Genomic DNA, 12349 nt, shown 5'->3' on the forward strand with positions numbered 1-12349 from the left:
AAAATGCGTTATGCCGAGAACAGGGCGATAAGGATTGGCGCCAGCAAACTCATAATAAAACCGTGCACAATCGCAGCGGGCACGATCTCCATGCCGCCGGTGCGTTGCAGGATTGGCAGCGTGAAATCCATCGAGGTTGCGCCGCTCAAGCCCAGCGTCATGCTGCGTTGACGGGTGATCAGCAGCGGGATCAGCATAATGGTGATCAGCTCACGCAGCAGGTCGTTGAAGAAGGCGGCGCTGCCTATCACCGGGCCGAACGATTCGCTCATCAGAATGCCGGAGAGCGAATACCAGCCGAAACCGCTGGCTAACGCCAGGCCGGTTTTGATCGGCAGATCCAGCAGCAGCGCGGCCATTACGCCGCCCACCAGCGCGCTGCACAGCGATACCAGCGCCACCAGCATGCCGCGCCGGTTGATGGTGATTTGACGCAGCGTCATGCCGCTGCTGCGCAGCTGAATACCGACCAGCAATAGCATCAGCATCAAGGCGTATTCACTGATGGTCGAGGCGTGACGCAGCGGCGCCCATTGACTCAAACCGAGCAGAAAGCCCGCCAGCACCGAACCGCACAGCTTGAGCGACTCCAGCGCCATATGCAGACGCGACGGCAGCGCTTGTGGCTTGTGCTGATGACGCCACGGCCAGCGTCGCTCCAGCAGCCACAGCGCCAGTAGCGAGCAGGCAAGAATGCTCAGCATGCTCACCAGCGCGATGTGGAAAATGGCCAGCAAATTGCTGCTCAGGTTATCGAGGAATGCCAGGCTGGTGCCCATAAAGAACAGAATGATGTAGACCAGCGCGCTCAGCGTGCGGGCAACCGCCTGTAAAAGCGTGGTGTGGCGCAGCGGCAGCAGATAGCCGAAAATCAGCGGCAAAAGGATGATAATCAATCCGTACATGTGAGGTTTCTATCCATGATTTGCGGGCTGCCACGCTAGCGAAAAACGGTTGAAGTGTAAACCTTTTCCCCCGGCGCTGACTTGACCAACGCAGCGTGGCGGACCATGCTCAGGCAAAGCAGCAGATGGAATGTATGATGATTCTGGAACATATCGATATTTACGGATTTCGCGGTATTAATCGGCTGTCATTGCCGTTGACCAACACCAATGTGTTGATTGGGGAAAATGCCTGGGGTAAATCGAGCCTGCTCGATGCATTGACGCTGTTGCTGGCACCCGCCGCCGAGCCTTATCAGTTTAGCGAACACGACTTTCACTTCCCGCCCGGCGACATTGATGCCCGCATGCGCCAGTTGCAGCTGGTATTTCGTTTTCGTGCCCAGAGCGATGATGAGAGTGCGTTGTTTCAGCCCTTCTGGCAGCACGATGAGCATGGACGCTATATCCGTTTCAGCACGCGTGCTAAACGTCAGGATCAGGGTGTAAAAACCAGCTGGCGTTTCATCGATCAGCATAACGATGTGTTGCCAGCGGCAGGCACTGACGCAGCGTTGGCATACCTGCGCGCTTATTATCCGGTATTGCGTTTACGCGATGCGCGTTTTGGCCGTCGTAACCGCCATGCTGACAGCGATGCGGAGCGCCGCGCGACGACGCTGACGGCATTGGCGCAGGAAGTGGAAAAGCTGACGCGCGATTTGGTAGTGCGCCCGCAAACGCTTAGCGACGATCTGCTGCGTCAGGGATTGCATACTATGCAGCAGCTGCTGGAACACTATTTTCTGGTGCAGCAGTCAGGCAGCAGCGCGCCGCGCGTGGCACCGGAAGTTCGCGATGGCAGCGAAGGCTGGCGATCGCTGGATAAACTTAATCACCTGATTGCCGGCACCGAATCACGCAGTCGTCAGGTGATTCTGCTGCGCATGTTCTCGCTGTTGATTCAGGCGCACGGCAACGAGCCGCTGCCGGCGGGTGCGCATCCGCTGCTGCTGGTGGAAGATCCGGAGACGCGGCTGCATCCCATTATGCTGTCGGTGGCGTGGAATTTACTGGAACTGATGCCGCTACAGAAAATCGCCACCACCAACTCGGGTGAACTGCTATCGCAGGTGCCACTGGAAAATATGTGTCGGCTGGTACGTGAACCCGCGCGCGTGGCGGCATGGCGCATTGGGCCTGAAGGTTTAAGCGCTGAAGAGAGTCGCCGTATCGGTTTCCACATCCGCGTGAATCGTCCTTCGGCGCTGTTTGCCCGCTGCTGGCTGCTGGTGGAAGGCGAGACCGAAGTGTGGATTATCAATGAACTGGCGCGGCAGCGTGGCTATCACTTCGCGGCGGAAGGAGTGAAAGTCATTGAGTTTGCGCAATCGGGCTTGAAACCGCTGCTGAAGTTCGCCCAACGCATGGGCATCGCCTGGCATGTGCTGACCGACGGCGACCAGGCGGGCAGCAAATATGCGGCGACTGCCCGCAGCCAGCTACCGTCGGCGGCACGGGAAAGCGATCATCTCACGCAGTTTCCGGCACCGGATATTGAACATTTTCTCTATAAGCAGGGTTTCAGCGATATTTATTACCAGACGGCGCATCTGCCGTTAAACGCGCCGATGAACACGCGGCGTATTATTAGTAAAGCCATTCAGCACAGCTCGAAACCTGAGCTGGCGATTGCCGTCGCGATGGCTGCGGCTGAACGCGGGCCACAGGCGATTCCGCCGTTGCTGGATCAGCTGTTTGCGCGCGTGATGTGGTTGGCTCGCGGCCGGGCGGATTGAGGAAAGGGTGAGATGCGCCAAATAAAAATGCCAGCGTCTGCGGCTGGCATTTTTTTTCGGGAGTGGTCAGAATACGTGAAGCAGCATGCGCGTTAAGCGACCGCGGCTTGCGTGGCTTCACAGGGCACGATCAGGCTGGCATGATTGCCTTTTGGTCCTTCATGGACATCAAACTGAACCTGCTGGCCAGCTTTCAGCGTTCTGTATCCCTCCATCTGAATCGTGGAGTAGTGTGCGAAGATATCGTCGCCGCCGCTAATCGGACAGATAAACCCGAAGCCTTTGGCGTTATTGAACCATTTTACTGTACCCGTCTCCATGCTTTTACTTCCCTCGCAAGACATTTTGATAAGTAGGTGAGGTCATCGAAGCTGTGAGTCGAGTTTGTTTAAAACTCAATCAGCTTGTGTTAGTAGAATGTAGAGAAACGGACCTTACCGTCAAGCAAACGGCCCTGGCGGACGGGGATAAATTCATCAAAATTTGAGGCAGTTAACGCTATTGCAAATTTTGTGATACAGGTCGCGCATGTGCTTTTAGGGCCAGTTTTTATCAACTGAAAACCGGCTTGACAGGCATGTTAAACTTTAGGAATGGGCGCAGAGATGTGCACAACCGTAACGCAGAATTTCGACGGAACATTATGGCAAACACAAACGACTGGCTTAATTTTGAACATCTAGCCGAAGATAAAGTACGCGAAGGGTTAAAGCCGCCTTCAATGTATAAAGTCATTCTGAATAATGACGATTATACACCTATGGAATTTGTTATTGACGTTCTGCAAAAGTTCTTTTCTTATGATATTGAACGTGCAACGCAGCTGATGTTGAAAGTTCACTACCATGGAAAAGCAATCTGTGGTGTATTCACTGCAGAAGTGGCGGAGACCAAAGTAGCCCAGGTGAACAATTACGCACGAGATAATGAACATCCGTTGCTGTGTACGCTAGAAAAAGCCTGAAGCCATCTCCATATAGGAGATAGGTTGTCAGAGCGATAATTGGGGGAGGTGCCAAATGCTCAATCAAGAACTGGAACTCAGTTTAAATATGGCTTTCGCCAGAGCGCGCGAGCACCGTCATGAGTTTATGACCGTCGAGCATCTGTTGCTGGCATTGCTCAGTAACCCGTCGGCCAGAGAGGCACTGGAAGCCTGTTCGGTGGATATCGTGGCTCTGCGTCAGGAACTCGAAGCCTTCATCGAACAAACCACGCCGGTGCTGCCTGCCAGTGAAGAGGAGCGCGATACCCAACCTACGCTCAGCTTCCAGCGTGTGCTGCAGCGCGCGGTATTCCACGTCCAGTCCTCCGGTCGCAGTGAAGTCGCAGGCGCGAACGTGCTGGTCGCGATTTTCAGCGAGCAGGAGTCGCAAGCGGCTTATCTGCTGCGCAAACACGAAGTGAGCCGTCTCGATGTGGTGAACTTCATCTCCCATGGTACGCGTAAAGACGAACCCGGCCAGCCGCAGAACAATGCGGAGAATCCGGTTAACGAAGAGCAAGCAGGCGGGGAGGATCGTATGGAAAACTTCACCACCAATCTTAATCAGCTTGCTCGTGTCGGCGGAATCGATCCGCTGATCGGCCGCGATAAAGAGCTGGAACGTACTGTTCAGGTGTTATGCCGTCGTCGTAAGAATAACCCGCTGCTGGTGGGGGAATCGGGCGTGGGTAAAACCGCGATTGCCGAAGGGCTTGCCTGGCGCATTGTGCAGGGCGACGTACCGGAAGTGATGAAAGAGTGCACCATCTATTCACTCGACATCGGTTCGCTGCTGGCGGGTACCAAATACCGTGGTGATTTTGAAAAACGCTTCAAAGCGCTGCTGAAACAGCTGGAGCAGGACAGTAACAGCATCCTGTTTATTGATGAAATTCATACCATTATCGGTGCCGGTGCGGCATCGGGTGGCCAGGTGGATGCGGCGAACCTGATTAAACCGTTGCTCTCCAGCGGCAAAATTCGCGTGATGGGTTCAACGACCTATCAGGAATTCAGCAACATTTTTGAGAAGGATCGTGCGCTGGCGCGTCGTTTCCAGAAGATCGATATCACCGAGCCTTCTGTGGAAGAGACCGTGCAAATTCTTAACGGCTTGAAACCGAAGTACGAAGCGCACCATGACGTGCGTTATACCGCCAAAGCGGTGCGTGCGGCGGTGGAGCTGGCGGTGAAGTACATCAACGATCGTCATCTGCCGGATAAAGCGATTGACGTGATTGACGAAGCCGGTGCGCGTGCGCGTCTGGTGCCCGTCAGCAAGCGTAAGAAAACCGTTAACGTTTCGGATATTGAAACGGTGGTGGCACGTATTGCGCGTATTCCTGAGCAGAGCGTGTCACAAACCGATCGTGATACGCTGAAAAATCTCGGCGATCGCCTGAAAATGTTGGTGTTTGGTCAGGATAATGCGATTGAAGCACTGACTGAAGCGATCAAAATGAGCCGTGCAGGTTTGGGCCAAGATCGTAAACCGGTCGGTTCCTTCCTTTTTGCGGGCCCAACCGGTGTCGGTAAAACAGAGGTTACCGTCCAGCTGGCAAAAGCGCTGGGTATCGAGCTGCTGCGTTTTGATATGTCCGAGTATATGGAACGTCACACCGTCAGCCGTTTGATTGGTGCGCCTCCGGGCTACGTTGGCTTCGATCAGGGCGGTTTGCTGACTGATGCGGTGATTAAACATCCGCACGCTGTGGTGCTGCTGGATGAGATCGAGAAAGCGCACCCGGATGTCTTCAATCTGCTGCTGCAGGTGATGGACAACGGTATGCTGACCGATAACAACGGTCGTAAAGCAGATTTCCGCAATGTGGTGCTGGTGATGACCACCAACGCCGGTGTGCGTGAGACTGAACGTAAGTCGATTGGCCTGATTCATCAGGACAACAGTACTGACGCGATGGAAGAGATCAAAAAGATCTTCACCCCAGAGTTCCGTAACCGTCTCGATAACATTATCTGGTTCCGTCACCTGTCTCAGGAAGTGATTCATCAGGTAGTGGATAAGTTTATCGTCGAGTTGCAGGCTCAGCTGGATGCGAAGGGCGTATCGCTGGAAGTTAGCGATGATGCGCGCGATTGGCTGGCTGATAAAGGCTACGATAAAGCGATGGGTGCGCGTCCGATGGCACGTGCCGTACAGGAAAATCTGAAGAAACCGTTGGCGAATGAACTGCTGTTTGGTTCGCTGGTTGATGGTGGATCGGTATCAGTAGCGCTGGATAAAGATAAAAACCAGCTTACATACCACTTCCTGAGTGCGGAAAAACGTAAAACCGAAGGTACAGTACACTAAGCGTTTTGCAGATATGAAAAAGGCCGGATGCGAATCCGGCCTTTTTTTTGCGCTAAGTTTGTGCCATCAGCGCGAGATAGAAATATCTACTTAGCGACTACGGAAGACAATGCGGCCTTTGCTCAGGTCGTACGGGGTCAACTCGACAGTCACTTTGTCGCCCGTCAGGATGCGGATATAGTTTTTGCGCATTTTACCGGAGATATGAGCGGTAACCACGTGCCCGTTTTCAAGCTCTACGCGGAACATGGTGTTCGGTAACGTATCCAGTACGGTACCTTGCATTTCAATATTGTCTTCTTTGGCCATCGAATCCTCTGGGTGTACTACCAAACTGTTGAACCGGCAAGATAATGCCGAATTCCATGATTTATGTAAAGAACCGTTGATGATTTTGCCAACGCTTCGCCGTGCGTCGCGCCGTTGCGCGTGCAGTACGGATAAATTAGGGTGTTTTTTGACGTCTGCGGGGGATTAGCGGGCTAAGAATCTGTAGCAATCGGCATCAGTTGCACAATCAAAACAGCTTCGGGAAATGTGTGAGATTCCCAACCTGGCAATTCCGGCTCGCCACAGCGAAGCGCGGACGACATACCAAACTCGCTTATTGTATCACTTTTGTCGGGAATTGTGTGCAAAACATCGGTGACCGATGTCAAAAAAGGGTTTGTGTGTGCCAGCAACTCTCGGAAACCGGTTGCCACGCCAGCGTTTGCACGTACTGCAGATAATCAACGCGAGGAATTTCCACCGCACCGAGGGAAGCGGTATGCGGATTCAGCACCTGACAATCAATCAGCTGGCCCTGATGCGCCTGAAAATGTTGTGCGAATACCCAGAGCGCGGTTTTCGAGGCATTTTCCTGACGGCTGAACATCGATTCACCGCAAAAAATTTGCCCCAGCGCCAGGCCATACATCCCGCCGACCAGTTGCTGCTCGCACCAGACTTCAATCGAATGTGCATGGCCCAGTTCGTACAACCGCAACCACGCACGTTTCACTTCGAAAGTGATCCATGTCCCTTCCTGACGGCCGCTGGCGCAGCCTTCCAGCACCTGCGGAAACGCATGATTCATGGTGACGCGATACGGTGAGCGCTTATGGAAGCGCGCCATACTGCGGCTGAGATGGAAAGATTCTGGCAGCATGACCGCGCGGGGATCCGGCGACCACCAGAGAATCGGATCGCCAGGAGAAAACCACGGAAAAATGCCTCGCTGATAAGCATTCATCAGGCGGGCAGGGGAGAGATCGCCGCCCATCGCCAATAATCCATTGGGCTCGCGCAGCGCCATTTCCGGTGGTGGGAAATTTAATGAATCTCGTGAAAGCTGTATCAGTCTCATTGCATCAATCACACTCAGGGCTGTTGGCTAAGACTATAGCGTAAAGCGCTGATGGAAACGCCAGTAGCGGCCTGCTTTTGAGATTAATTCGGCGTGCGAACCGGATTCGATAATTTGTCCCTGATCCATAACGCAAATGCGGTCCATGGCGTCTAAACCACTTAAGCGATGCGTTACCATAATCAGCGTCTTGCCGCGGGTGACGTGTTGCAATAACGCCAGAATTTGCTGCTCGGTGTTGGCATCCAAACCTTCGGTAGGTTCATCCAGCAGCCACAAATCGCCATCATGCAGCAGGGCGCGTGCTATCGCCAGACGACGCAGTTCGCCGCCGGACAACGGTCGACCGCCGTCGCCCATCCACGCATTCAATCCTTCGCTGTGTTCGGCGAGATGGGCCAGACCCACCTTGTTCAACGTATCAACCAGTTGCTCATCGCTGGCATCGGGTTTTGCCAGCAGGAGATTGTCGCGCAGCGTTTGGCTGAACAGATGCACGCGCTGTGTTACCACGCTAATTCGGCTACGCAACGAAGCTTCATCCCAGGCGGCGAGATCGCTATCGTTGAGGCTAATTGTACCTTGCTGCGCTTCCCGACCGCGGGTAATCAGCGCCAGCAGACTGGATTTGCCGCAGCCGGTTGGACCGAGCAGCGCCAAATGCTCACCTGCATTTAACGATAGGGAAAAATGCTGCAACACCGGTTCGGGGCGCTGCGGATAGCTGAAGCGGATGTTTTCCATTTTCAGGCTGATACCTGATGGGCTACTGATTTTTGCGCTGGGAAAACGGATCGCGGCGGGCTGTTCAATGATTTCCTGTACCCGCTTAGCGGCGCTGGTCACCTGCGACAGCGGCAGAAACGCTCCGGCAACCGGGGCCAGCGCTTCAAACGCCGCCAGTCCGCAGAACACAAACAGCGCGATCAATGCGCCCGGCGAACTGTTTCCACCCACGCCATTCGCGGAAATCCATAGCAACAGCGTAACCGTCGCGCCGCTGATGACCAGCAACACACTTTGCGCCAGTGCCTGCAGGCAATGTTGTCTGCGTTGCGCCTGTTGCCACTTCTGTTCATCGCTATCAAGTTGGTCGCGCCACTGTTGTGCTGCACCATAAATTTTCAGCTCAGACAGGCCAGTAATCCAGTGCGTCAACTGCATGCGCCAGTTGGCCTGATGCTGGGCGATTTGGTGTCCGGCTGAGGTGCCAAGCCGCCAGAACAGCGGCGGCATGAGCAGCAGCGTCAAAAGCATCATACCGCCGAGCAGCAAAGCTAACGGTACATCCAGCAGCGCCAAACCGCAGGTGACCACCACAATTACCACCGCTGCACCGATCAACTGCGAGATCACACGCAGGTAAAGATGATCGAGTGTATCCACGTCGCTGACAAAACGGTTGAGCAATTCGCCATGACGAAAACGAGCCAGCTGTTCCGGCGATAGGGCGATGACTTTGCTGAAGGTGAATACGCGCAAATGTTGCAGCACGCGGAAGGTGGCATCGTGGCTCACCAGACGCTCAAAATAACGTGCAGCCGTGCGCGTGATCGCCGCGCCGCGCACGCCGGCAGCGGGCAACATGTAATTGAACGTATAAAGTCCCGCTACGCCCGCCAGCGAAGAGGCGGCAAGGAACCAGCCGGATAAAGTCAGCAATCCGATACTGGCAAGCAAAGTGATAATGGCGAGAATAATGCCAAGTCCCAAACGCCATGGATGACGGCTAAACAGACGCAGGAAAGGCGACAAATTATTCATTATGCGATCTCCTTCTGACGATGCTGCGCCATTTCACGCAAAGGTCCATCTTGTTCAATCAGCTGCTGCCAGGGACCTTGTTGCACCAGTTGCCCGGCCAGCATCACCCACACTTCATCCCAGCTAGCGAGCTCGTTGAGTTGATGCGTGATCATCAGCGTGGTTTGCTGGGTGGCCGCCTGCTGCAGTGCGCGGATAACATGTTGCTCACTTTGGCTATCCAGCCCAGAACCGGGCTCATCAAGCAATAGCAGTTGTGCCGGTTTGAGCAGGGCTCGCGCCACGGCAATACGCTGCGCCTGACCGACGGAAAGCCCCACGCCGCCATCGCCTAAAAGAGTATCTAATCCGTTTGGCAGACGATCTAAAAACTCGTCAACGCCCGCGCGCTGCAGAACTGACATGAGCGTAGCGTCATCAATGGGGCTATTAAGCAGCAGGTTTTCGCGTAGCGTTTGCGCGGGTAAATGCGGATTTTGGCCAACCCAGGCAATATATTGTTGCCAGCTATCGCGGTTGATATCACGCAGCTCCTGCCCATTAACCTGCAGTGAACCTTGATAAGGCAGGAAACCCAGCAAGACGTTCATCAGCGCGGTTTTGCCTGCACCGCTTTGTCCTACCAGCGCCACACGTTTACCAGTATCGAGAGTGAAATTGAGCGATTGAGACAGCGCTTCACCGCCAGCAGTCATGACCACCAAATTCTGAGCCTGAATATGCAGCGGTGCAGTGAGAGAAAGCTCGCGAGAAGCGTGCTCTTCGTGTGGATCGGGACTTTCGCGTAGAAACTGGTCCAGCGCATCAGCTCCGCCAATCGCTTGCGCTTTGGCGTGATAAAAGGTGCCTAAGTCGCGCAACGGCTGGAAAAATTCAGGCGCCAGAATAAGTGCCAGGAAACCAGCAAACAGCGTTACACCGGTGCTGTAATGACCAAAATTCAGTTCGCCGAGATAAGAGAAACCGAAATAGACCGCGACGACAGCAATCGCCAGTGAGGCAAAAAATTCCAGCACGGCAGATGAGAGAAACGCCAGGCGCAACACTTCCATAGTGCGTTGCCGAAAATCGGTGGTACTGGCGGCAATTGCTTCTTGCTCTGCCGCAGCGCGATAGAACAGGCGCAGCGTTTCACGTCCACGCAGACGATCGTAAAAATCACCACTTAGCCGGGCGAGAGCAACAAAGTTGCGGCGATTGGCATCTGCAGCGCCCATGCCAACCATCGCCATAAATAGGGGAATCAGTGGCGCGGTGACCAGCAGAATCAATCCCGCCGCCCAGTTAATTGGAAAAATGGCGATCAATATGGCTAACGGAATAAAGAGTGCCAGCGACATCTGAGGCAGATACCGCGCGTAGTATTCCTGCATCTCTTCGATTTGTTCGAGCAGCAGCGTAGCCCAACTGCCTGCTGGCTTACCTTGAATCCAGGCGGGACCGAGCACATTGAGTCGATCCAGAACCTGCTGACGCAGCGCACGGCGAATGGCAACGCCGGCGCGATGTCCTGCCATTTCGCGGGCGTAATGCAATCCGGCGCGCAAAACAAAGCACAGCAGCAGCAGCAGAAAATCGGTGAGCAGTGATGCGCGCGGTTGCTGTGCGACAAGCAGATTTTGCAGCAGCGAAGCCAGTAACCAGGCTTGGGCGATAATGACCAATGCGCCAGCAAAACCCAGCAGCGAAGCCGCACGTAAGTTGCGCGCACCGTGATGACGTTGCTGACGGAGCCAGCGGAGAAGTTCTTGTTGCCGTGATTTGTTCATGCTATGCCGTTTGGTAACTCAAAAGAGATGTAAATCCCGGATGAAAACCCAGCAATATCGGGCGCGTGAACTGTAGCACGCAGGTAACAAAAAAGGCGACCAAAACTGGCCGCCTTTTAGCGATTATGATCAAGTTATTAACAACTTACTTATCGTTTTTAACCAGTCCATCGAGGAAGCGTTCCGCATCCAACGCCGCCATACAGCCGGTACCGGCAGAGGTAATGGCCTGACGATAAATATGATCCATCACATCGCCGGCAGCGAACACGCCTGGGATGCTGGTTTGCGTGGCGTTGCCGTGCAGACCAGACTGCACTTTGATGTAGCCATTTTCCAAATCCAGCTGACCATCAAAAATTGCGGTATTTGGACTGTGGCCGATAGCGACAAACAAACCAGCGACGTCCAGTGATTCAGCCGCTTCACCTTTGGTAGACAGCAGTTTCAAGCCCGTCACGCCCATTTGATCGCCAACCACTTCATCCAGCGTGCGGTCGGTGTGCAGCACGATGTTGCCATTGCGCACTTTTTCCATCAGACGGTCAATAAGGATTTTCTCAGCGCGGAAACTGTCGCGACGGTGAATCAGATGCACTTCTGCAGCAATGTTAGCCAGATAAAGCGCTTCTTCAACGGCAGTGTTACCGCCACCAATGACGGCAACTTTCTGATTGCGGTAGAAGAAGCCGTCGCAGGTCGCACAAGCAGAGACGCCTTTGCCTTTGAACGCTTCTTCTGATGGCAATCCGAGATAACGTGCCGATGCGCCAGTGGCGATGATCAACGCATCAGCAGTGTATTCACCGCTGTCGCCGACCAGACGGAACGGACGGTTCTGCAAATCGACGGTATGAATGTGGTCAAAAATGATCTCGGTGTTGAATTTCTCGGCATGCTCCTGCATGCGCTCCATCAACGCTGGACCGGTCAGATCGTTTGCATCGCCTGGCCAGTTCTCCACTTCGGTGGTGGTGGTGAGCTGACCTCCTTTCTCCAGTCCGGTAATTAACACCGGATTCAGGTTAGCGCGCGCTGCATATACCGCAGCAGTATAACCGGCAGGGCCGGAGCCCAGAATGAGCAGCTTACTGTGTTTGGCCGTACTCATGCGTTCCTCAATTTTTTTCTGACAACATAGTTTTTGATTGTAGGGAAATTAACGCCGCAAAAAAAGGCTCCAGCAATTTTGTTAACAATCACTGCGAGCGGCGTAGACGATGAGTGCAAGTTTTGCACGCGCGTTGCGCCAAAAGGGGGCAATGCTCGGCAATTAGTGGTGCAGCAGCATAAAAATTCTCATTTAAAAACAGCAACCCAGAACTCTATCTGGCATCTTGTACTGAATTTGGATGTTTTACTTTGACAATCGCCTGCGCTTTTGCGAAAACATTGGGAGAAGCAGAGAATATTTAGCGATTCAAAACAGAATTTCATTTCTGTTTTGGGCTTTTTAGCCGAATAAACTCAGCCTGACATTGGTAGT

The 12349-nt window shown here is 53.9% G+C and carries 10 protein-coding genes; 3 read left to right on the forward strand and 7 right to left on the reverse strand.

What is annotated here, in order from left to right; all coding sequences use genetic code 11:
- Positions 1 to 8: 8 nt before the first annotated feature.
- The gene (locus tag AAF463_RS06605) at positions 9 to 905 is read right to left on the reverse strand and encodes a lysine exporter LysO family protein (protein ID WP_101760973.1); all 897 of its coding nucleotides are present in this window, start codon (positions 903 to 905) and stop codon (positions 9 to 11) included.
- A 137-nt stretch (positions 906 to 1042) separates the two neighbouring features.
- On the opposite strand from AAF463_RS06605, the gene AAF463_RS06610 reads away from it, so the two are divergent.
- Complete coding sequence (locus AAF463_RS06610) at positions 1043 to 2683, forward strand: ATP-dependent endonuclease (RefSeq protein WP_350261977.1); 1641 nt, start codon at positions 1043 to 1045, stop codon at positions 2681 to 2683.
- Positions 2684 to 2775: 92 nt separating this feature from the next.
- Here AAF463_RS06610 and cspD read toward each other — a convergent pair whose 3' ends face one another.
- Positions 2776 to 3003, reverse strand: a complete 228-nt coding sequence (gene cspD / locus AAF463_RS06615) for a cold shock-like protein CspD (protein ID WP_007887624.1) — start codon at positions 3001 to 3003, stop codon at positions 2776 to 2778.
- A gap of 323 nt (positions 3004 to 3326) precedes the next feature.
- Here cspD and clpS point away from each other — a divergent pair, with 323 nt between their 5' ends.
- Positions 3327 to 3647, forward strand: coding sequence for an ATP-dependent Clp protease adapter ClpS (gene clpS, locus AAF463_RS06620; RefSeq protein ID WP_007887621.1), 321 nt, complete (start codon positions 3327 to 3329; stop codon positions 3645 to 3647).
- Positions 3648 to 3702: 55 nt separating this feature from the next.
- Complete coding sequence (clpA, locus tag AAF463_RS06625; RefSeq protein WP_064740732.1) at positions 3703 to 5982, forward strand: ATP-dependent Clp protease ATP-binding subunit ClpA; 2280 nt, start codon at positions 3703 to 3705, stop codon at positions 5980 to 5982.
- A gap of 90 nt (positions 5983 to 6072) precedes the next feature.
- Here clpA and infA read toward each other — a convergent pair whose 3' ends face one another.
- The 5 genes from infA to trxB all read right to left on the reverse strand — a co-directional run bounded on the left by infA (position 6073) and on the right by trxB (position 11974).
- Positions 6073 to 6291, reverse strand: a complete 219-nt coding sequence (gene infA / locus AAF463_RS06630) for a translation initiation factor IF-1 (protein WP_002211347.1) — start codon at positions 6289 to 6291, stop codon at positions 6073 to 6075.
- A gap of 346 nt (positions 6292 to 6637) precedes the next feature.
- Positions 6638 to 7330 carry a leucyl/phenylalanyl-tRNA--protein transferase gene (gene aat / locus AAF463_RS06635; protein ID WP_350261745.1) on the reverse strand — a complete coding sequence of 231 codons (693 nt, stop codon included), beginning with the start codon at positions 7328 to 7330 and terminating at the stop codon, positions 6638 to 6640.
- 33 nt (positions 7331 to 7363) lie between these two features.
- On the reverse strand, positions 7364 to 9094 hold the full coding sequence (gene cydC / locus AAF463_RS06640) for a cysteine/glutathione ABC transporter ATP-binding protein/permease CydC (RefSeq protein ID WP_350261746.1): 1731 nt from the start codon (positions 9092 to 9094) through the stop codon (positions 7364 to 7366).
- Complete coding sequence (gene cydD / locus AAF463_RS06645) at positions 9094 to 10863, reverse strand: cysteine/glutathione ABC transporter permease/ATP-binding protein CydD (RefSeq protein ID WP_350261747.1); 1770 nt, start codon at positions 10861 to 10863, stop codon at positions 9094 to 9096. Before cydD ends, cydC begins: the two co-directional genes overlap by 1 nt.
- A 145-nt stretch (positions 10864 to 11008) precedes the next feature.
- The gene (trxB, locus tag AAF463_RS06650) at positions 11009 to 11974 is read right to left on the reverse strand and encodes a thioredoxin-disulfide reductase (protein ID WP_061717155.1); all 966 of its coding nucleotides are present in this window, start codon (positions 11972 to 11974) and stop codon (positions 11009 to 11011) included.
- Between the last annotated feature and the right edge of the window lie 375 nt (positions 11975 to 12349).

Source organism: Pantoea sp. BJ2, assembly GCF_040255075.1.
Taxonomy (GTDB): domain Bacteria; phylum Pseudomonadota; class Gammaproteobacteria; order Enterobacterales; family Enterobacteriaceae; genus Pantoea; species Pantoea leporis.

Bases quoted from the DNA above. Each gene is read 5' to 3' on its own strand.
- AAF463_RS06610 (WP_350261977.1), top strand. From the start codon at position 1,043: ATGATTCTGGAACATATCGATATTTACGGATTTCGCGGTATTAATCGG.
- AAF463_RS06605 (WP_101760973.1), bottom strand. From the start codon at position 905: ATGTACGGATTGATTATCATCCTTTTGCCGCTGATTTTCGGCTATCTG.
- cydC (WP_350261746.1), bottom strand. From the start codon at position 9,094: ATGAATAATTTGTCGCCTTTCCTGCGTCTGTTTAGCCGTCATCCATGG.
- trxB (WP_061717155.1), bottom strand. From the start codon at position 11,974: ATGAGTACGGCCAAACACAGTAAGCTGCTCATTCTGGGCTCCGGCCCT.
- cydD (WP_350261747.1), bottom strand. From the start codon at position 10,863: ATGAACAAATCACGGCAACAAGAACTTCTCCGCTGGCTCCGTCAGCAA.
- aat (WP_350261745.1), bottom strand. From the start codon at position 7,330: ATGAGACTGATACAGCTTTCACGAGATTCATTAAATTTCCCACCACCG.
- infA (WP_002211347.1), bottom strand. From the start codon at position 6,291: ATGGCCAAAGAAGACAATATTGAAATGCAAGGTACCGTACTGGATACG.
- clpS (WP_007887621.1), top strand. From the start codon at position 3,327: ATGGCAAACACAAACGACTGGCTTAATTTTGAACATCTAGCCGAAGAT.
- cspD (WP_007887624.1), bottom strand. From the start codon at position 3,003: ATGGAGACGGGTACAGTAAAATGGTTCAATAACGCCAAAGGCTTCGGG.
- clpA (WP_064740732.1), top strand. From the start codon at position 3,703: ATGCTCAATCAAGAACTGGAACTCAGTTTAAATATGGCTTTCGCCAGA.